Raw genomic sequence first — 21269 nt, forward strand, 5'->3', positions numbered from 1 at the left:
TGCATTCAAAAATTGATATCGTCAGGATAGATCGTTTCGCTCTTTGCAAACAGGAGGGCGCGTTGTAAACAATTGACGAGCTGACGTACATTGCCCGGCCAATCGTAGCTCATGAGTTTTTTGCGCGCCGTTTCGGAAAGCGCAATATCATGCCCTGTAAAAAAAGATGCGGCGATTTCATCGATATCTTCAAGATGGCGACGGAGCGGCGGAAGCGTTATCGTGCAGCCTGCAATCCGATAGTATAAATCGATACGAAATTTTCCCTTGTGCATCATCTGCTGGAGATCGGCGTTCGTCGCACACACGAGCCGAACATCGACATGGCGTTCGATATCCGAACCGACGCTGCAATAGTTTCCCGTTTCCAATATACGCAGCATCTTTGCCTGCAAAAAGAGAGGAATATCTCCGATCTCGTCGAGAAAGAGCGTGCCGCCGTCGGCTTTCGCAAGGCGTCCCGAACGCTTTACCGCTCCGGTATACGCGCCGGGTACCGTACCGAACAGCTCGCTTTCGGCAAGTCCTTCGGCGATCGAAGACATCTCCACCGACACGAAGGCCTTTCCCTTTCTGGGAGAATTATCGTGCAGGAGTTTTGCCGCGAAGGTTTTTCCGGTTCCGCTTTCACCGAGAAGCAAAACCGATATCTCCCGCTGTGCGGCTTCGGCGAGGTGTCGCTTTACATCGATGATGATTTTCGAAGAACCGATAAATTTTTCGAACCCGCTTATATCGACTTCGCCGAACGGCGTCCGCCCCGGTTTTTTAAATATCGGATCGACATCGCTCGGTGCGCGGGCGTACCGCTCAACAACGTCGCGAAGCAGATCCAAATCGCACGGAAACGGAATACACGTTTTATAATGGCGTTCCACATAGGAAAGCGGAAACGTATCGTCGGATTTAACAAGAAACAACACATGTCCGCGGCGTGCAATATCCGAAAATATTTTTTCAGTTTGTCCGTTGAACAGCGCCGTGTCGACGAGTATGAGGTTTTGAAATGCGGTGAGAGCATACGAATACGATTGAAGAGAATCGATGACTTTGATGGAAAAAACGGACTCCAAGGCGTGACGGCACCAATCGATCACTTTTATATCCGAGGATATTAAAACAACGGTGTTTAAATTCGGGAATACCTCCATCTCGCTTCCCCGTTTTTAAGCGGCATGAACATTTTCGTTTCCGCCGCACACACGATGCCCCGCCTCTTGTTTTGTCAAAAACCGCTGCGCACTTTTTATGTATTTTTAAAAAGGCGATACCACAGCAATAACAGTATATACCATAAGTACGGAAAAAGCAAAAATATTTTTAAAGGATTGTGAAAAATTTCCGCATAGATTTCGTGTCCGCGCGCAAAAGTTTTTTCGCCGACGCGCTTGATGCGTTCGGCAAAGATGCCGAGTACGTCTTTATAATAAATAAAGATGCTTGATGCGAAGCGGTTCCGTCTGCGGTATACCCACACGTCCTTTTCTTTGATACCCTCGCTTACGAGCACGAGCGAAGGAGACGATTTGTAAATCGCTTCGATGACGGCCGCTTCCGCGTTTTTTGAATAATGACCGATATAGCGTCCGACGATCTGCAGATTCGGAAAGGTATCCCGCACGTTCGATTCGGCCTTTTGCAGAGTCGCCCTTCGCGCTCCGAGCAAAAAAATCGATTTATAATGGCGTTCGAGCACGGACAGTACTTCGATCACCGCGTCGAAGGGATTGTATCGTACGGGGATCGATTTTTTGAGAAATTTCGCGCCTCGGATAATGCTTTTCGAAACGGGTAAAACGAGATCGGCACTCCGCACGCATTCGGCGTATTCGCTCTTTCCTCGCGCGCGAAGCAGATCCCACACGGACAAAAATACGATCTGCTTCGTTCCCGGCTTTGCAAGGAGCTCAAGCACTTCGGATTCGATGTCTTCCGCGCGGCAGATATCGACGCCTACACCTGCAACGCTTATCCTTTGAATACTCATAGGGTCTTTATTTTAATTTACCGTACAAAATTATGCAAGCAAGCGGCCGAAAATAGTTGCCGAAAACGGATGAGAATTCGACTCGTTTACAAATTGATTTTTGTTTCTATGTCTGATTTTTACGTGAATAAGTACGATGTGCGTTAGTGTCCGTTGTCATGGTCGGTTTTTGTGATGCGCTGTTTATTCTCCGGTAAAAGCGATATAATAGCTGTATGAAAACATACGATACGCTTATCATCGGCTTCGGCAAAGCCGGAAAAACGCTTGCCACAACAATATCGAAAAAAGGAGAGCGTGTCGCCCTCGTCGAAAAGGATTCGGCTATGTACGGCGGTACGTGCATCAACGTCGGCTGTATTCCGTCGAAACGGCTGATAACCGAATCGACCGTGGCGCCGAAAGAAAATTTCGCACTGCAAAAGCAGTATTACAAAACGGCGATCGAAAATAAGAATGCGCTGACAAGTGCGCTTCGGACAGCCAACTACAATAAGCTCATCGAAGCGGGTGTGGACGTCATAGACGGTACAGCTTCATTTTTAAATGCATCGTCCGTCGAAGTAAGAGGCGCCGACGGAAAAGCACAGGTACTTGAAGCGAAAAAAATCGTCATAGACACGGGTTCGTATCCGTTTATCCCGCCCGCTTTACGGACAGAGAATAATCCTCATGTATACGTGTCGGAAAGTATCATGTCATTAACCGAACTGCCGGAGCGATTGACTGTTGTCGGCGGCGGATATATCGGTTTGGAATTTTCTTCGATGTATGCGAACTTCGGTTCGAAGGTAACGATCGTGCAACGGGAGACCGAATTCCTTCCGAGAGAAGACGAAGACGTTGCACAGAGCATCAGGGGCGTACTCGAAAGCAAAGGCGTTAAAATCATCACCGGTGCACAGACGGAGAGCATCGACAGCGCAAACCTCACTTATATAAAAGACGGAAAAAAATGCAGCCTCGAGGGAGACGCAATTCTTTTGGCGGTCGGACGGCGACCGAATATCGATGCACTGCACGTCGAAAAGGCGGGTATTGAGCTTACCCAAAGAGGAGGGATCGCAACGGACGAGCATTTGCGGACTTCCGTGCCGAATATATGGGCGGCGGGAGACGTGTGCGGAAACCTTTCGTTTACGTATATTTCGCTCGACGACTCGCGGATCATTTTATCGGATATGTACGGAGCAAAAGAGCGTACGACGAAAAACAGGGGCGCATTTACGTATTCGGTTTTTATCGACCCGCCGTATTCCAAAGCCGGACTCGGGGAAAAAGAAGCGAAAGCGCAAAAGCTCGATTGCCGCGTCGTAAAAATGAATGCGGCGGCAATCCCCAAGTCGAAGGTACTGAAAAAGAGCGAAGGCATGCTCAAAGCGCTCATCGACAATAAAACCGGCTCGATTTTAGGCGTCGCGCTATTTTGCGCGGAATCCCACGAAATCATCAATATGATAAAGCTCGCCATGGACAATGATCTGCCGTATACCGCCCTTCGCGATTTTATCTACACGCATCCGACGATGTCGGAAGGTTTAAACGATCTGTTTGCGCTCTAGGATGCAGACCGTACAAGTGCGGGCATGACGCTGCGTATTTTTTTGTTGCAAAATCCGTAATCCTCATTTATACTGTTAATATATTTCGTGTACTTCGGTATACCGGAAAAAATAGGAGGCTTCAATTATGAAAGGATTTGCAATGCTCAAAATCGGCGAAACGGGCTGGATCGAAAAAGACCGCCCGAAATGCGGACCGATGGATGCCATCTGTAAACCGCTTGCGCTCAGCCCGTGTACGTCCGACGTTCATACTGTCTGGGAAGGCGCGATCGGCGACCGGCACAATATGATTTTAGGTCACGAAGGCTGCGGCGAAGTCGTCGAAGTCGGCGCATTGGTCAAAGATTTCAAACCGGGCGACAAAGTTTTGGTTCCCGCGATCACGCCGGACTGGAACTCCCTCGAAGCGCAGGCAGGCTATTCGATGCATTCGGGCGGTATGCTCGCCGGTTGGAAATTTTCGAACTTTAAAGACGGCGTATTCGGCGAATTCTTTCATGTAAACGATGCGGACGGAAACCTCGCTCACTTGCCGGACGGAGTTGAAGTGCAGTACGCTCCGATGCTTTCGGATATGGTTCCGACGGGCTTCCACGGAGCCGAACTCGCGGACGTTCAGTACGGAGATTCGGTTCTCGTTATCGGAATAGGACCGGTCGGTCTCATGTCGGTAGCAGGTGCGAACCTCCGCGGCGCTTCCAAACTTTACGCTGTCGGAAGCCGCCCTGCCTGTATCGAAGCGGCAAAATTTTACGGCGCGACCGATATCATCAACTATAAAAACGGTCCGATCGACAAGCAGATACTGGATTTAACGCACGGCAAAGGTGTCGATAAAGTCATCATCGCAGGCGGTACGGTCGACACATTCGACGAAGCCGTCAAATCCTTAAAAGCCGGCGGAAAAATCGGAAACGTAAACTATCTCGGCGAAGGTACCTATATCAAGATTCCGCGCGCCGAATGGGGCGTCGGTATGGGACACAAACAGATCAACGGCGGTCTCATGCCCGGCGGCAGACTCAGAATGGAAAAACTCGGAAGTCTCGTCGCATGCGGCAAGCTCGATCTTTCCAAGCTGATCACGCATAAATTCAACGGCTTTGAAAACGTTGAAAAAGCGCTGATGTTGATGAAAGACAAACCGGCCGATCTTATCAAACCGGTAGTCATCATCTGATCTGAAACTATATGAGAAGGGGGCGGCGATCGATTTCACGCCGGCCCCTTCCTTTTTAAATAATTTTAAAAATAATATGAACATATTGATCGTTTCGGGGTTTTTGGGCGCAGGCAAAACGACTTTTATCCGAAAGCTTGCCGAAAAAACCGATAAACGCTTTGCCGTCATGGAAAACGAATACGGAGATGCCGGCATAGACGGAAATCTGCTCGAACAAAACCGCTTAAAAGTATGGGAACTCACCGAAGGCTGCATCTGCTGTTCGAAAAAATCGGACTTTGCCATGTCCGTGCTGACGATCGCAAACACCGTCGATCCCGAATATTTGGTCGTCGAACCGACCGGTGTCGGCTTGTTAAGTTCCGTCATCGCAAATCTGCGCAAAATCGAATACGAGCGCATACGGCTTTTAAAACCCGTTACCGTAGTCGATATCGACTGTATCGATTCGTATCTTACCACCTTTGAAAAATTTTACGCCGATCAAATCGAAAACGCTTCTCATATCGTCGTCTCAAAAATCGAAAACAAAACCGAAGCGGAAATCGAAAAAGCCGTCCGTACGCTCAAGGGTCTCAACCCCGATGCGGATATAACGGCGCAACCCTACGATTCCCTCGATGCGGCATGGTGGGGCGATTTTTTCGACGCGGCAAAAAATACGTTTACCGGCAAAACTGCGTTGTTTCCGCTTCCGCTTTCGGCCGCCCCCGATTTGGAAACGGCGAGCTTTACCGGCATCGCGATTCAATCTATAGAAGAATTGATAAGCTATCTTTCGGCACTCATCGCCGAGCGCTTCGGCCGCGTCTACCGAGTCAAAGGCTTTGTCCCGATAAACGGACAGTGGGCGAAATTCGATGTCGTTGACAAACGCTACAGCATTGAAACCTGCGATGCGATGAAAGAATCCAAGCTTACCGTCATCGGCAAAGACCTCGACAAAAACGCGCTCAAGCTGCTGTTTGCCTGTTGACAGAATTGCCCCCTTTTCGATATAATGATAAAATATCGTACAATTCGGTAAAGGTAGGTATAAATATGTCCAGAACTTGTGATGTTTGCGGAAAATCGCTCATGTACGGTCACAAAGTAAGCAATTCATATAATCATACGAAACGCACGTGGCGGCCGAATCTCCACAAAGTAAAGGCGATCGTCGACGGAACGACGCGCACTATCAATATGTGTGCAAACTGCATCCGCTCGGACTATGTCGACAAAAAAGTGCGCATTCCCAAAGACGTACGCATGGCTCTTGCCGAACAGGATAAAAAAGCGGCAGAAGCGCAATAGGGCATTTCAAAGTTACCTCTAAAAATCGCAGTTTTTAGAGGCTCCCAATAGCGTTTGCCGTAGCCTTTTTATTGCAGTCTTACAAACCGCCGCTCAGGCGGTTTTTTATTTAAAAAACAGCAGCGACCGACGGAAACGTATTTACCAAAAGGGACACACGGAAGTTTCCCGATGCCCGCCCTGCGACCGCTTTTTCCGAACACCGCTACACATCGAGGACGAGACCGTCGTATGCAGGAAGCACCGAACCGCCGGCTTTCACGATTTTCGTCAAAGCGGGGATATCCTCCGTCCGCCGTATGCAGTACCCCGTTATATCGGCATGGCTCATATCGTGGCTCATGTGCGTAAGCCATGTATGGTGCGGTCTTATAAGAGCTGCGCTTTCCATCGCTTGAAAATACGAAAAATGCGTCGCGTGAGGTTTTTCGCGAAGTCCGTCTATGACCGCGTGTTCTATGATTCCGCCGTATGCGACGAGCGTTTCAATCGAGCTTTCGGGTATGCGGCTGCAGTCGGTGAGATAGGCAATCGAACGGAATGAAGCTCCGTCTCGGACGCTCAAAAGCCAGCCCGTCGTTTCAATCTCGCCGTGGAACATCGGAATCGGAATCGCGCGCACTTCTCCGATATAAAGCGGCTTCTTTCCCGAAAAGCGCGATGCGTTTATCAAATGCAGTTTCGGCTTTCCCCCGCCGATCTGCGTCGGCTTAAAGATATAGTCGAATCTCTTTTGTATGCCCGAAATCGTATTCTCATCCGCATATACGGGAAGCCCCGCGCCCGGCGATTCGTCCGTTTCCGCTCGATGCGTGCCGCGAAGCGCACCTTCGGATTTCGTGTGGCTGTAGATGCGCAGGTCGTCGAGACATGCAATGTGGTCGGCATGGGCGTGCGTCAAAAGCACGGCGTCGAGAGAATCGATATGATGTGCGAGCGCCTGCATGCGAAACTCAGGCCCCGTATCGATGACGATGTGCGTTTCGCGCCCGTCGGCGTTTCGATGCGATATGTACGCGCTGCACCGAAAGCGCTTATCTTTCGGATCGAGCGAAGTACACACGCTGCAATGACAGGAAATCGCAGGTACGCCGTGACTCGTACCGGTGCCGGTTAAAATCATCCGCATAGGGGCAGTATAGCGCCGATGCGCACGGGAAGCAATCGTCCGAGTCAATCGAGTCAATCGTCCGATTGTCACATCGCAAAAAAAATGATACTATGAAAACCACGCGTGAAATCGCGAAAGAGGGGTCTTGAATCATGCCGTATTCCGAACCGATGAACCTGGCCGTCGTTGCATGTCCGGGCGGAGAACGTTTCGCCGACGAAGTGATCACGCATCTGAAGCATATGTACAAGCATCGTTTTACGCTTAAAAACGATGTCATTTCAAAACGCTACGAACTGAATAAAGACGATCTTGTCAAAAAAATCAATTTCGAAAACGATATCGATGCTCCCGAACTCTACATCAAAGGCGATGTGACGAAATACCGCGCACCGTCTTTTAAAATTCCCGCGCGCTTTACGTTTTTTGCAAACGGCGAATTCAAAACCGAACTGCTCGAATCGATACGCGGAAAAGACGTCTATATCTTCCAAGATATAGAAAATCACGAAGAGCTTTCGCTGAACGACGGCACGAATAAAGCCGTCCTTTCCGTCAACGACCACGTCATGTCCATGCTCGTAACGATCGACGCGGTCAGGCAGGCGGGAGCTGCGGCCATTACGCTCGTCGTACCGGCTTACCCCTACAGCCGGCAGCACAAAAAAAAGGGACGCGAAGGACTGACTGCGAGTATGCTCGGTCACATTTACGAATGGCTCGGCGTAACGCGGATCATTACGCTCGATATCCATTCGCGGGAAATCGTCAACGCGTTCAGCTCGATCATTCTTGAAAACCTGCACGCAAGTTATCAAATCATCCGCGAGCTGAGCAAGATCGTCGACTTGACCGGTGAAACGGAGGATTTAGTCGTCGTCTCCCCTGACACCGGCGCGATCGACAGAAACAAATTCTACGCGGTCGGATTAAAGCTACCGCTTGCGATGATCTACAAAGAGCGCGATTATTCGGTTGTCACGCAAAATGCAAAAAACACGAACATCAAATCGATTAAGCTGCTCGGCGACGTGCACGGCAAAGCCGCCTTCCTCGCCGACGATATGCTCGGCACCGGCGGCACGCTTTTAAAAGCGATGGCTTTTTTGAAAGAACAGGGCGCAACGAAAGTGATCGCTGCGATCAGCCTGCCCTTTTTTACCGGCAACGCGATCGACCTCTTCGACGAAGCGTACCGGCAGGGGCTTTTTTACCGCATCATCGGAACGAACGCCGTCTATCACGAAGCGCTGTGCAAACGGGAATGGTACATCAACACGAGCGTAAGCGGCCTCTTTGCAAACGTCATCATGCGCGTTCACTACAACCAGTCGTTGAGCAGTCTACTCGAAAACCGCAAGCTCATTGAAAAGATGGAAAAGCAGACGCAGCCGCTGCAGCCGAAAGCATGACGAAAAAGACCGTCCTCTCGGCAGACATCGGAACGACATCGCTGAAAGCCGCGCTGATAGACGCCGAGGGCAATGTCAAAGCGTTCGCAAAAGAATCGTTTGAAAAGCCGGATGAACGGCATATCGCGCAAAAATGGTTTCCCGCTCTGTGCAGCGCGGCGAAAAAACTTATCGAAGAAGCGGGAGAAGACGATATAGCGGCCATCGGCATTTCGGGAAACGGGCCGACAATCGTTTCCGAAGACGGAACGACGCTCTTGTGGAACGCCGATATTAAGCCCGCGCCGATTGCGGGAACGAGCGCCGTGCATTCGCTTTTTATACCGCGCATCACGGCGTTCCGCGAACTCTTTCCCGCCGAATGGAACGCTTCCCGGTATATCTATTCCGGGCCGGAATACCTCATCCATAAACTCACCGGATCGAATTTGACGATTTTACCGGAAGCGCGCTACGAGAGCGCATATTGGACGCGTGAACAGCTCGCGGCTGCATCCCTGCCTGAAAGCAAACTCCCGCCCTATGTTCCGATCGCAAGCGATGCGGGAGCGACGCACGATGAGGCGACGGCTTCTCTCGGCTTAAAAAAACCGATACGCGTTTTTTGCGGGGGGCCGGATTTTATCGCCGCGATGATCGGAACGAATTCCCTTGCCGTCGGAAAGATATACGACCGCGCAGGTTCCAGCGAAGGCGTCAATATCTGCACACCCTTTCCGCTGCACGCAGAACGCGTGCGCTCCCTGCCTTCCGTCATGAGCGGACTTTGGAACGCGTCCATACTGCAGACCGAAAGCGGGCGCATGTTCGTCAACTATAAGACGATCGTCGAAGCGATCATGGAAAGAGAATTTTCATACGAAGAGCTCATCGCCTACTGCCTCGAACATCCCGAAAGCGACGGCTTTGAAATCCTCGCGCTCATCGCAGAAAATCTGCACCGGTCGTTTTCCGCCCTGCTTGCGGCAGCCGAAAAAAACAATATCCGCGTCATCCTTCCCGTCGTCGTAACCGGCGGCCAAACGAAAAACGAACAATGGATGCAGATGAAATGCGATTATGCGGGCATTCCGCTTGCGCTCACAGTCTGTCCCGACGCGGAGCTTATAGGAGATGCGGCGGCGGCCTTTACGGGATTGGGCGTGTACGGATCGCTCGAAGAAGCCGCTTCTTCCCTCGTAAAAATTATTAAAACCTATAAACCGCGGAGCGCTCCATGAAAATCTGCCGCCTGCCCGAAAAGCTCAAGACGATCGTCTTCGATATCGATTCGACGCTGTACACGAACGGTGCGTACGTATCTCATCAAAGCGAAGTTCAGCTCCGCCGTTTCGCAAAAGTGCGCGGCATATCCGAAAGAGAAGCCCGAACGATGTTCGACAATTATCGAAGAGAATGGTCGAAAACGCACGGCGGGCAAAAAATCAGTGAAAGCAATACATTCGCAGCTCTCGGCATCCCGATCGAAACGAGCGTCGCGTGGAGGAACGAGCTCATCGAACCGGCAGATTTTTTATCGCGCGACGAAAAGCTTTTCGCGGTTTTGCAGACGCTTAAAAAGTCCTGCGCGCTCGTCTGCGTCACGAACAATCCCTCAGGTGTCGGACGTAAAACGCTTTCCACGCTCGGCGTCGAAGGCTGCATCGAAACTGTCATCGGACTCGATACGTTCGGAAAATCGAAACCCGCGCGGGAACCTTTCGAAGAAGCCGCGCGCAGGACAGGCGCGAAAATCGAAGAATGCCTCAGCGTCGGCGACCGTTACGATATCGATATCGCCCTGCCGCTTGAAATGGGCATGGGAGGTATCCTCGTCGACGGTGTTTCCGACGTGTACGAACTCGAGAAAGTGCTGTATCCGCACAAATAATTTTTTTCGGCGGACAAATTGTTTTTATTTCATTTACCGTGTATAATATAAAGAATATGAGGTCTATCGTGAAAATCAAAAAGCTTGAGCAGACAATCGAATTTACGAGCGACGGCAGCCTCCGTTTCTTTTTTATCGGAACGGGAAGCGCCTTTGCAAAAAAGTATTTTCAAAACAACGTGCTTATCATAAAGGGCAAAGATCACCTGCTCGTTGACTGCGGAGCCGTCTGCCCCTACGCGATGTACACCTATCATTCGTCCATCGCGTCCGTCAGAAATTTGCTCATCACGCATTCACACGCGGATCACATCGGCGGACTTGAAGAAGTGGCGCTCGTCGGGCGTTACACGACAAAGATCCGGCCGAAGATGGTCATTACCGACCACTATAAAAAAATTTTATGGAACCAATCGCTCAAGGGCGGCTGCGCATACGGTGAATACACCGACGGCGCTTTTATGACCTTTGAAGATTATTTCGATCAGATACGGCCGCGTCAAATCGCGCGACGCCCGCGTCCTCTTTACGAAGCGAATGTCGGATCCATCAACATCAAACTCTACCGCACTCATCACATCCCCGACAAAACAGGTTCGTGGCGCACATCGTTTTATTCGGTCGGCGTCCTCATCGACGATCGCATCCTCTTCCCGGGCGACACACAGTTCGACAGAGAGCTCCTCGACTGGATGTGCGGCAACTACGATATCGAATACATCTTCCACGATTGCCAATTTTTCCGCGGAGGAGTGCACGCGTATTACGAAGACTTAAAAACGCTTCCGGCGGATATGAAAAAGAAAATGTCGTTGTGCCACTACGGTGACAACGTCGATCAATACGACGCGAAAAAAGACGGCTTTGCGGGATTCACGCAGCGCGGCGTCTATTACGATTTCGGAACATAATGCGTCCGGCTTGCCGCGCCCGCGCATAAAAAAAGTGTTGTTTGGTCCATTAGCTCACCTGGATAGAGCGATTGCCTCCTAAGCAATAGGTAACGCGTTCGAATCGCGTATGGGCCGTAATTAATAATTATTAACTTTTCAAATCTCGAAACGGGGCGTTTCGGGCTTCGCCCGCCGGCACCTCTGCAATTCCGCTTTCGCTCCAGCCGCCTCGCTCGTATACTTCGCTTCGGCGGCCGCTTCGCGTTGCTCCGGCGCCTAACGCGTTCGCTTAAGTTCGCGCGCTCTTGCAGAAAGCATCTGCGCTTTGTGATATAGTTTGCGCTTCTCCCGACACATACGAAAATATCACGTGTCCCCGATATAGTTTTTTCAAAATATTGACTTTTCCTATATATGTTTATACAATCGACATCACATTTTTAAAGTTACCTCTAAAAGCTGCAGTTTTTAGAGGTTCCCTATAAACTTTTAGGAAGCCCCTATGCCGAAACCGACCGAAGCTGCCCTTGCGCAAAAATTGCTTGAAGACACGGACACCGATTCCCGTACCAGAGTGTATACCGGTCCGACGGAAAAGGTCATTTCGGTTTTGCTCTGCGTTTGGGTCGTCTTTCAGCTCTATTTCAATACCGTCGGCGTGATGAGCGCCGTAAACCTGCGCGCATTTCACAGTATCTTTTTGCTTTTGTTCGCGTTTTTATTGTATCCCGCTACGAAAAAAGAAAACAGAAAGCGCCGCTTTCCGCCCGTCGTCGATCTGTTTTTCATCGCGGTCGCGGTTTTTGCCTTCGGCTATTTTATACTTCACTATACGGCGGTCGCTCGGGGCGGCGGCCGCGTTACGCCTTTTCAAATCGCCGTTGCCGCTCTTGCGCTCGCAGTTGTTTTTGAAGCCGCCCGCCGCACATCGGGCAATCTCGCCTTTCTTGCGGCGCTCTTCCTTGCATATAATTTTTTCGGAGCATTTATTCCTGGACAGCTCGGACACAACGGCTTTACAATAAAGCGCGTACTCGTTACGCAGTTTTGGGGCACTCAGGGAATCTTGGGCATCGGAGTCGGTGTGTCTGCGACGTATATTTTTTTATTCGTCGTCTTCGGCTCTTTTTTAAAGCACAGCGGCTTTTCAAAATTCATCAACGATTTTTCTTTGACGCTCGTCGGGCGTACGCCGGGAGGGCCTGCAAAAGTCGCAGTCTTAGCTTCCGCCCTCATGGGCATGATAAACGGATCGGCCGTCGCAAACGTCGCAACGACCGGTACGATCACGATCCCGCTTATGAAGCGGACGGGCTACAAAAAAGAATTCGCCGCTGCGGTCGAAGCGACGGCGAGTACCGGCGGTCAATTCTGTCCTCCGATCATGGGCGCCGTCGGCTTTGTCATGGCGGAATTTTTAAACATAAGCTATACGACAGTCATGCTCGCAGCGATCGTACCCGCGTTTTTGTATTACTTGGGGATTCTGCTTGCCGTTCATTTTGAAGCGAAGCGCATGGGTCTTCCCGGCCTTTCCAAAGAGAATATCCCCGATGCCGTAAAAGTGCTGAAAGAGCAGGGGCATCTCGTGCTCCCGCTAGTGTTGCTTATCGCGATGATGGCGAAAGGATTTACGCCGCTTCTTTCGGCAGTTGCAGCGATTTTCGCCGCCGTCGGCGCGAGCTGGCTCCGTAAAGATACGCGTATGACAGGCGATAAAATAATCGTCGCCTGCGTCGAAGGCGCGAAAGGTGCCGTCGGTGTCGGCGTATCCTGTGTTATCATCGGCGTCATTATCGGGACTGTGACCCTCACGAGCCTCGGCCTAAACATGGGCTACGTGATTTTAAACGTAGTGCCGAACAAGAGCATCTATTTAACGGGACTCCTCGTCATGGTTATGTCGACGATATTGGGGATGGGTGTTCCGGGCGTGGCGGCCTACGTCATCGTGCAGGCTGTCGCCGTTCCCGTTTTAATAAAGACAGGCGTGCTCCCGATAGCGGCGCACTTGTTTTGCCTCATCTACGCATGTCTTTCGAATATTACGCCGCCGGTCGCGATCAGCTGCTATGTCGCAGCCGGCATCGCAGGTTCGGATCAGCTTAAAACGGGACTGCTTGCCGTGCGGATAGGACTCGTCGGATTTTTGATCCCGTTTTTCTTTTTGGCAAATCCGGTGCTGCTTATCGGAAGCGGAAGCGCTCCTCTTGCGATGAGCCTCTGGTCGATGTTTACGGCATCGGTCGGCACGGTCACGCTTGTCGCGGGTCTTGAAGGATGGCTTTTGCGACGCGCATCCCTTTTCGAACGCGCAGCTCTTATCGCGATTGCGCCTCTTTTGCTCTATGCGGGCGTCGCTTCCGATGCGATCGGCTTTGCGCTCCTCGCTGCGGTGAGCATTTATCAATACGTAAAAAACCGAGTGCCGGCGAAAAAGATTTCCGATTCGGAAGAGCGTTCATAAGCGGGGGCTCAAGAATACGGTTACGCGATAAAATATCCGTTAATAATTATTAATGCCGGTGCGATGCTTATTTTTGTTCTGGGAAAACGCACGGTTGATTTTTTGAAAACGGAAGTTTTAATAAAGACTGCTTCTAAAAGCTCTGTCGGTTTTTAGAGGTTTGCATAAGTTTTATAGGGGTACGATAAAAAGCGTCGTCTGAAATATCGCCGTCGCTAAAGTCCGGAGACGAAAAACGCTGAAGCGTTTTTCTATATATGAGAGACACTCGCGATTTCTGTGCATTGCTCGAAATCGCAGCGTTCTTATCTCGAGTTTGCTTGGATGTTTGCAGTAGCCGTGTATACGTATCGTTCCGATAAAAATCGCATGAGCACGATACACTGTATTTGCAAACTCGACTATTGAACGTGTGCGCGTTTGCGCACGGCTAAAAACTTTTTCGAAAGTTGAAACTTTCTGCAAAAGTTTTTATGGGAGAAATATGAAAAACGTATCTATGAAGATCGGTTTTGCCGCGGTTTTTGCGGCTGCCGTACTTGCAGGCTGCAGCGGAAAAAAAGCTGCGCCGGGCGGACACGAAAAAGTGACGATTAAATTTCCGACGGCATCCGCTTCGGGCGCGCTCTATGCGGTAGGAGCCGCGATCACGAATGTGTGGGACACGAAAATCGATTTTGTGAGTGCGTCGAGTCAAGCGTCGAACGGCGGCATCGACAACCTCAATCAAATCGCCGACGGAGAGTCGCAAGTGTCGATCGCGGTGAGCTCGAACTGCTTTCAAAGCTATAAGGGTACCGACAGCTTTGAAGGCGCTGCGAATAAAAATCTCCGTATCATAGCGGGGTTGTATTTTAATCCGAACCAGGTCGTCGTTACAAAAAAGTCCGGCATCGCATCTCTTTCGGGCATCAAAGGTAAACGCTTTGCCGTCGCCGCTGCGGGATCGAGCGTTGAAGGTGAGTGCAAAAATCACTTTACCGCAGCGGGCTTGAATTATCCGTCCGACATTCAAACCGAATACATCGCGTTCGGAGATGCTGCCGACATGCTCCAAAACGGTACGCTCGACGGCGCATGGATTATGAGCGGCATTCCCGCAGCCGCCGTTTCGCAAGCCTGTTCGTCCGGGTGTACGCTCGTTTCGATCGGAGACGATATCCTCGAAAAGCTTCGTTCATCCTATCCGTGGTATGCGCGCTATACGATTCCCGCGGGAACCTATCCCGGACAAAACGCTGACGTCGGAACGACGGCTATTAAAATGCTGATGTTTTGCAATTCGACGCTCGACGATGAAACGGTATATATGCTCACGAAAACCTTTTGGGAAAACGTCGACGAACTCGGAAACGCGCAGCGCAATTTAAAAGGATTGAAGGCGCAGGATGCGGTAAAGGATATTGCAGGCTTGCCGCTGCATGAAGGCGCGAAGCACTATTACCGCGAAATCGGCGTTTCGCTCGATTGACGGACCTCATCCGATCTCTGTCGAAATTTTACGCCGCGTGGTATGGCAACGCTGTGATTTGCGCTTGCGGTGCGGCAGGGATTGAAGGGACGGCGAAGCCGTTCCGACGCGAGCGATGCGAGCGGCGGAATGAAGCCTAAGGGCGGAATCCCGAAAAGCCCGGTTTTTGCGACGCAGGCGCAAAAAGCCGCCCTGAAGATATTTAATAAATTTGATATGAAATTTAATAATTGTTAAGAGGATGAACGGATATGGCGAAAAAATTGGTTGCGTTTTTCAGCGTAACGGGTAAAACTTCTTATGCGGCGCACATGCTCGCAGAGGCTTCGGGCGCGGATCTGTATGAGATCAAGCCTGTAAAGCCGTATACGAGAGCGGATTTGGATTGGATGGATAAACGATCGCGAACGAGCAGAGAAATGTCCGATCCGTCGTTTCGGCCCGAGATCGCGGGTGGAGATGCGCATATTTCCGATTACGATGTGATCTTTATCGGTTTTCCCGTTTGGTGGTCGATTGCGCCGTCGATTATCAATACCTTTGTCGAGAGCTATAATTTCAGCGGCAAAAAGATCGTGCTGTTCGCGACGGCCGGCGGAAGCGGTTTCGGTTTCGATAAAGCGATTTCGAATTTGCAGAAAAGCGCACCGAAAGCGAAGATCATTGGGAGCAAAGTGCTGAACGGCGAACAGGATCCCGCATCTCTTTCCGAGTGGGCGGAGAAGTTTTGATTTTGGAAGTACAAAGGAACATGGAAAATTTTCCGGAAACGGCGGCGAACATAAAACGGCAGGGGGACGATTGCGTCCGTTGCTGCGTGCGGGGCGCAACATGAACATCGAAGCGATTATTATCGGTGTTGCGTCTCTTGCCGTTATCGGGCTGTTTCATCCGATCGTTATAAAATGCGAATATTATTTTTCCTCTAAAGTGTGGCCGATTTTCCTCATCGCGGGTCTCGCGTTTTTGGCGGTGGCGCTCTTTTCCGACGGTATCGCCGCATACGTTTCGGCTCTTATTGGTACGGCTTGCTTATGGAGCATCGTGGAATTGAAGGAACAGGAAAAGCGTGTCAAGCGGGGCTGGTTTCCGAAAAATCCCAAACGAAAAGACGGCGCCGAATGAGGAAGCGGCGCCGCGAACGGTATGATATATAAAGACGATCGCATTGTCTTTCGGGCGCGATACGACGATCCGCAAGCGCACAAACATTTTGCAAAGCACGTTCTCATTTCGGCACGACCTTTTACCTGTACGGCGGAAAAGGAGAGTGAAAGTCTGTGTTCGGTCGTCATTCAATCGAACGTCATGCACTGTGTTCGGCGAAACAAGGATGCGCCTATGGCGGTGTTTTTGATCGATACGACGTCCGAGCTTTCACGGATAATCGACGATGAACTGCTTAAAGGAAAAAACTTCGGTGCGCTTCCGATCAAAATCGAAAAGCATCTTGTACGTATGCTTGAGGACGGGGAGTCCTTGGAAGCCGTAGATGAATATCTTGTCGGCACTCTCGCCGGGCATGCAAAGCAAAAAAAGCGGAAGGCGAACGGTACATCCGTATTCGGCGATATGTGCAAGAGCGAGGGAGAGCGGAATATGGACTGCCGTATTGCCGAAGCGATCCGTCTTATAGAACAATGCGAAAGTATCGAAAGCGACGCATACGATACGATCCCTCGGACGCTGTGTTTGAGCAAAAGCCGATTTTTACATTTGTTTAAAGAAGAAGTCGGCATCGATTTTAAAAACTATCTTCTCTTAAAAAAACTCGAAAAAACCTGCCGCTGCGTTATCGAAAAAGGCACGAGCATAACGGACGCCGCAATCCTTGCAGGCTTTTCAAGTTCTTCGCATTTTGCAACCGCCTGTAAAAAATACTGCGGCATATCGTTTACGGACTTTCTCAAAAGCGGAAGCTGATACCGGCAACATCGCTTAAAAAAATCTTGCCGAAATTCTTTGCGCGCTCTAAATTACTTCACTTCGACGAAAAAAAATCGGGGGTTGAAAAACAGCGTCCTGATGGAAGTATTTTCCGATTCGATCCGTTATTGTGTAATAAATCGTACGTTGTCACTCGCTTGAAACTTTAGGGCAGGTTTCTATAAAAATATTTATTTGGAGGAATTATGATTCAATTTAAAGTCGGTTTATATAATTTAAACGACAATGCAAATTATAATTTTCAGCTTAATAGGCTTATCAACTGGGACGGAGGCGACTTGGACGAAACGGCCGCCGTGTCGCGCGGCATTCGCACGCACGACCACTGGAAACATACGCTCATCCGCTTGGGAGACAATGCGCTCAAAGAAAGCAGGACTGAAAACGCGATCGCTTATTACCGCATGAGCGAGTTTTTTATGGCGGACGGCGACGGTGACAAGCTTGCGTATTATAAAAAAGCCGCCGATCTATTTTACACGTACTATGCCGATTATTTTTCATCGGGCACGGTTGAACGCTTCGACGTTCCGTTCGGTTCGATCCGTCTTCCGGTTATGTACACAAAAGCCGGCATGAGCGCTTCGCATAAAACTCCGAAAGGGACGATACTTTTGCACGGCGGAAACGACAGTTATTTTGAAGAGCTGTTTTTTCCTATGCTGTATTTTGCCGAAAACGGTTACGATGTGTATCTTTTTGAAGGGCCGGGACAGGGCGGCGTTTTGCGTGTGCAGGGAGCAACTTTTACGCACGAATGGGAAAAACCGGTTACGGCGATCATCGATCATTTCGATTTGGACGACCTTGTTATCGTCGGCGCTTCCTTGGGAGGGATGCTTGCGCCCAGAGCCGCCGCATTTGAAAAACGCATTAAGCAGGTTATCGCATGGTCGGTGTTTCCGAATTTTTTACACGTAGCCCTCTCTGATTTACCCGATGCGGCGCAGAACTTTTTCAAAACGCTGCTGCGTCTTCGCTTAAAAGGCATTATAAACGCCGTGTTGTACGGGCAAGTAAAAAAAGATCCCGCTTTCCAATGGGCGCTCAATCACGGCATGCACGCATACGGCGCAAAAAGCCCGTACGAATGGATGCAAAAAATGAACGATTTTCAAATGCTCGATATTGCGGATAAAATCGATCAGGACGTGTTGATTTTGCAAGGCGCAAAAGATCACTTTATCGATTGGCATTTATACCGAGAAGAAATCGATGCGCTCACCGGTGCAAAATCGGTAACGTTCAGACTGTTTACCGACAAAGAAGCGGCGTCGAACCACTGTCAATGCGGAAACAGCCGCCTCGTGCTGGACACTATGCTGGGCTGGCTGGAAACCGTACGCACATCAGGATGAGTCTGTTCCGCCTGCATGATCGTCCGTAAGGCGCCGATCGATTCCTTTGCGGACCGATCGGCGTTTTTTTGCGTGAAAACGGAATCCGTGTTTTTGAATCGCCTCTATTTTCCCTGTGACTTCGTTTTGTTCAGCACGAAGTGATTTTTTCGAAAGGTGATGAGACCGTCATTTTGCATTTTTCCGAGTTCTTTCGAAAGAGCCGTCCGTTCGAGGTTGAGGTAGTCGGCGAGCTGCTGTCGGTCGAAGGGAATGTCGAATTCGGTGCTTTTCTTTTTCAGCGAAATGAAATTCAGATACGACAGGAGTTTTGCGCGGCTCGTTTTGCGCGCGGTGTGAAAGCTCCGCTCCGACAGCGCGATATTTTTGCGGACGGAGATCGCAAGGAGATTCGATAAAAGTTTTACGAGCCACGGCTCTCCCTGTGCCGGTAAGTTTTTGACCGCTCCGATTTTAAAAAATACGATGCGGCTGTCTTCGTTCGCGCATGCATCGACGAGGAGAACGGTGTTTTCCAAAAGCGCGTAAGTTTCGCCGAAAAACTGTCCTTTGCCGATATAGCCGAGTATCGTGCGATTGCCCCACAGATCGTTGTTTTCGATGATGACGCTGCCCGAAAGCACCATGCCCATCGTATCGGTCGTGTTTCCCGCATGGAAGATGATTTCGCCTTTTTTATATACGCGTTCGCACACGCCGAGCGATGCCGCCGCGCGTTTTATTTCTTTTTCATCCATGCCGTTGAAGATTTTCAGCGAACGAAGCATCGCCGTATCCACTTGCGCCTCCTTGCGCCGCCCTGCCCGATAAAATCGATATGAAGTCGACGTGGTTTTTACCACATCATCACATGCGTCATTTTAGTATACTCGAAGTGTAAACGCAAGCGTTTGAAAGCGTATGGCGCGAAATTATACAGAAGAACAAGGAGTGTCTTGTATGGATGCTAAGATGTTTTGTTTCCAATGTCAGGAAACTGCGGGCGGCAAAGGCTGCACCGTTTCGGGTGTCTGCGGTAAAAAGCCCGATGTGGCGGCGATGCAGGATTTGCTTATCTATGTGACGAAGGGGCTTTCATGCGTAACGACGAAGATGCGTCAAGCGGGACTTCCTGTAAGTAAAGACGTCAATCATCTCGTAACGCTCAATTTATTTACGACGATTACGAATGCGAACTTCGACAGAGAGTCGATTATTAAGCGGATCGAAGAGACGCTCGCTGCGACCGAGAGCCTTTTGCCTTCAGTATCGGGCGGGGAGGGGCTTCCGGAAGCTGCGACGTGGAAAGGCGATGTTTCGAGTTTCGATGCGAAAGCTTCGACGGTCGGCGTTCTTGCGACGAGCGATGAAGACGTTCGCTCTCTGCGCGAACTTATCATATACGGTTTGAAAGGATTGGCTGCGTATTCAAAGCATGCGAACGCGCTCTTGCAGGATGATGAAGAAGTCGATGCCTTTATTCAAAAGGCGCTTTCGAAAACGCTCGATGCGGGTCTTTCGGTCGACGATCTGGTCGCCCTTACGCTTGAAACGGGAAAATACGGCGTTCAGGGTATGGCGCTTTTGGATAAAGCGAATACGGGCGCCTACGGAAATCCCGAAGCGACGACGGTCAATATCGGTGTGCGGAAAAATCCCGGCATTTTGATTTCGGGACACGATATGAAAGATATGGAAATGCTTTTGGAACAGACACAGGGGACGGGCGTCGACGTGTACACGCATTCCGAAATGCTTCCGGCGAATTACTATCCCGCATTTAAAAAATATCCGCACTTTGTCGGAAACTACGGAAACGCGTGGTGGAAACAAAAAGAAGAATTCGAAAAATTTCACGGCCCCGTTTTGATGACGACGAACTGTGTCGTGATTCCTCCCGACAGTTACAAAGACCGCTTGTGGACGACGGGCGCGACGGGCGTTCCCGGCTGCCGTCACATTCCGGGCGCATACGGCGAAAAAAAAGATTTTTCGGCGATCATCGAACAGGCGAAAAGCTGCGAGGCGCCTGAAGAGATCGAAAGCGGAACGATCGTCGGAGGATTCGCGCACGAGCAGGTTTTTGCGCTTGCCGATAAAATCGTCGATGCGGTAAAATCCGGAGCGATCAGAAAATTCATCGTGATGGGCGGCTGCGACGGAAGGATGAAGTCGCGCGAATACTACACCGAATTCGCAAAGCGGCTTCCGAAAGACGTCGTCATTTTGACGGCGGGCTGCGCAAAGTATAAATACAATAAATTGAATCTCGGCGATATCGGCGGCATTCCGCGCGTTTTGGATGCGGGGCAGTGCAACGATTCGTATTCGCTTGCGCTCATCGCGCTCAAGCTCAAAGAGATTTTCGGTCTCGATGATATCAATAAACTGCCGCTCGCGTTCAATATTGCGTGGTACGAGCAAAAGGCCGTCATCGTGCTCCTTGCGCTTTTGTACCTTGGCGTAAAAAACATTCACGTCGGGCCGACGCTCCCCGCGTTTTTGTCGCCCAATGTTTTGAACGTGCTTGTAAAGAATTTCGGTCTTGCAACGATCGGTACCGTCGACGACGATTTAAAATTGTTTTTAGGCGAATAAATCGAATACCGTGCGATTCGCTTGCGCCCTGTGTCCGGCGGATCGCGCGGATCTTTTACGGTACCGTATGTGCGCATAGGATCGCACCTGCCGTCAATTTGTAAAATCGTTCAACTTGCCTATTTTATGCTT

Annotated in this window: 19 protein-coding genes and 1 tRNA gene; 16 read left to right on the plus strand and 4 right to left on the minus strand. The window is 50.3% G+C overall.

What is annotated here, in order from left to right:
- Positions 1 to 5 precede the first annotated feature (5 nt).
- Together H9I36_RS01510 and H9I36_RS01515 are read right to left on the minus strand one after the other, a co-directional pair.
- On the minus strand, positions 6 to 1097 hold the full coding sequence (locus H9I36_RS01510) for a sigma 54-interacting transcriptional regulator (protein WP_187383615.1): 1092 nt from the start codon (positions 1095 to 1097) through the stop codon (positions 6 to 8).
- Positions 1098 to 1246: 149 nt separating this feature from the next.
- Positions 1247 to 1987, minus strand: a complete 741-nt coding sequence (locus H9I36_RS01515) for a WecB/TagA/CpsF family glycosyltransferase (RefSeq protein ID WP_187383616.1) — start codon at positions 1985 to 1987, stop codon at positions 1247 to 1249.
- Positions 1988 to 2202: 215 nt separating this feature from the next.
- Here H9I36_RS01515 and H9I36_RS01520 point away from each other — a divergent pair, with 215 nt between their 5' ends.
- The 4 genes from H9I36_RS01520 (at position 2203) to rpmB (ending at position 6031) form a co-directional block, all read left to right on the plus strand.
- On the plus strand, positions 2203 to 3549 hold the full coding sequence (locus H9I36_RS01520) for an FAD-dependent oxidoreductase (protein WP_187383617.1): 1347 nt from the start codon (positions 2203 to 2205) through the stop codon (positions 3547 to 3549).
- A 127-nt stretch (positions 3550 to 3676) separates the two neighbouring features.
- Positions 3677 to 4732 (plus strand): NAD(P)-dependent alcohol dehydrogenase, encoded by a 1056-nt coding sequence (locus H9I36_RS01525; RefSeq protein ID WP_187383618.1) that lies wholly within the window; start codon positions 3677 to 3679, stop codon positions 4730 to 4732.
- Between the two features lie 76 nt (positions 4733 to 4808).
- On the plus strand, positions 4809 to 5711 hold the full coding sequence (locus H9I36_RS01530) for a CobW family GTP-binding protein (protein WP_187383619.1): 903 nt from the start codon (positions 4809 to 4811) through the stop codon (positions 5709 to 5711).
- A 65-nt stretch (positions 5712 to 5776) separates the two neighbouring features.
- Complete coding sequence (gene rpmB / locus H9I36_RS01535; protein ID WP_187383620.1) at positions 5777 to 6031, plus strand: 50S ribosomal protein L28; 255 nt, start codon at positions 5777 to 5779, stop codon at positions 6029 to 6031.
- 205 nt (positions 6032 to 6236) lie between these two features.
- On the opposite strand, the gene H9I36_RS01540 is transcribed toward rpmB, so the two are convergent.
- Positions 6237 to 7160 (minus strand): MBL fold metallo-hydrolase, encoded by a 924-nt coding sequence (locus H9I36_RS01540; RefSeq protein ID WP_187383621.1) that lies wholly within the window; start codon positions 7158 to 7160, stop codon positions 6237 to 6239.
- A gap of 134 nt (positions 7161 to 7294) precedes the next feature.
- Between H9I36_RS01540 and prs the strand changes: the two genes are divergently transcribed.
- The 11 genes from prs (at position 7295) to H9I36_RS01595 (ending at position 18560) form a co-directional block, all read left to right on the plus strand.
- Positions 7295 to 8554: a ribose-phosphate diphosphokinase gene (gene prs, locus H9I36_RS01545; RefSeq protein ID WP_187383622.1), complete on the plus strand. Its 1260-nt coding sequence runs from the start codon at positions 7295 to 7297 to the stop codon at positions 8552 to 8554.
- A complete protein-coding gene (locus H9I36_RS01550; RefSeq protein ID WP_187383623.1) occupies positions 8551 to 9774 on the plus strand; it encodes an FGGY family carbohydrate kinase in 1224 nt (407 codons plus the stop codon). The genes prs and H9I36_RS01550 overlap by 4 nt, the downstream gene beginning before the upstream one ends.
- Positions 9771 to 10424, plus strand: a complete 654-nt coding sequence (locus tag H9I36_RS01555) for an HAD family hydrolase (RefSeq protein WP_187383624.1) — start codon at positions 9771 to 9773, stop codon at positions 10422 to 10424. The genes H9I36_RS01550 and H9I36_RS01555 overlap by 4 nt, the downstream gene beginning before the upstream one ends.
- 56 nt (positions 10425 to 10480) lie before the next feature.
- Positions 10481 to 11335, plus strand: a complete 855-nt coding sequence (locus tag H9I36_RS01560; protein WP_222864618.1) for an MBL fold metallo-hydrolase — start codon at positions 10481 to 10483, stop codon at positions 11333 to 11335.
- Positions 11336 to 11378: 43 nt separating this feature from the next.
- A tRNA-Arg gene (locus H9I36_RS01565) sits at positions 11379 to 11452 on the plus strand.
- Between the two features lie 367 nt (positions 11453 to 11819).
- The gene (locus tag H9I36_RS01570) at positions 11820 to 13784 is read left to right on the plus strand and encodes a TRAP transporter permease (RefSeq protein WP_187383625.1); all 1965 of its coding nucleotides are present in this window, start codon (positions 11820 to 11822) and stop codon (positions 13782 to 13784) included.
- Positions 13785 to 14268: 484 nt separating this feature from the next.
- Positions 14269 to 15255, plus strand: a complete 987-nt coding sequence (locus H9I36_RS01575; RefSeq protein ID WP_187383626.1) for a TAXI family TRAP transporter solute-binding subunit — start codon at positions 14269 to 14271, stop codon at positions 15253 to 15255.
- Positions 15256 to 15506: 251 nt separating this feature from the next.
- Positions 15507 to 15986, plus strand: a complete 480-nt coding sequence (locus H9I36_RS01580) for a flavodoxin (RefSeq protein WP_187383627.1) — start codon at positions 15507 to 15509, stop codon at positions 15984 to 15986.
- Between the two features lie 100 nt (positions 15987 to 16086).
- Entirely contained in the window at positions 16087 to 16380 is a 294-nt protein-coding gene (locus H9I36_RS01585) for a DUF4491 family protein (RefSeq protein ID WP_187383628.1), read from the plus strand.
- Between the two features lie 21 nt (positions 16381 to 16401).
- Entirely contained in the window at positions 16402 to 17178 is a 777-nt protein-coding gene (locus tag H9I36_RS01590) for a helix-turn-helix domain-containing protein (protein ID WP_187383629.1), read from the plus strand.
- Between the two features lie 209 nt (positions 17179 to 17387).
- A complete protein-coding gene (locus tag H9I36_RS01595) occupies positions 17388 to 18560 on the plus strand; it encodes an alpha/beta hydrolase (protein WP_187383630.1) in 1173 nt (390 codons plus the stop codon).
- A 104-nt stretch (positions 18561 to 18664) separates the two neighbouring features.
- Here H9I36_RS01595 and H9I36_RS01600 read toward each other — a convergent pair whose 3' ends face one another.
- Positions 18665 to 19339 carry a Crp/Fnr family transcriptional regulator gene (locus tag H9I36_RS01600; protein WP_187383631.1) on the minus strand — a complete coding sequence of 225 codons (675 nt, stop codon included), beginning with the start codon at positions 19337 to 19339 and terminating at the stop codon, positions 18665 to 18667.
- A 160-nt stretch (positions 19340 to 19499) separates the two neighbouring features.
- Between H9I36_RS01600 and hcp the strand changes: the two genes are divergently transcribed.
- Positions 19500 to 21137: a hydroxylamine reductase gene (gene hcp / locus H9I36_RS01605; protein WP_187383632.1), complete on the plus strand. Its 1638-nt coding sequence runs from the start codon at positions 19500 to 19502 to the stop codon at positions 21135 to 21137.
- The last annotated feature ends 132 nt before the right edge of the window (positions 21138 to 21269 follow it).

The sequence above is a fragment of the Treponema sp. Marseille-Q4130 genome, assembly GCF_014334325.1.
In the GTDB taxonomy this organism is placed as follows: domain Bacteria; phylum Spirochaetota; class Spirochaetia; order Treponematales; family Treponemataceae; genus Treponema_D.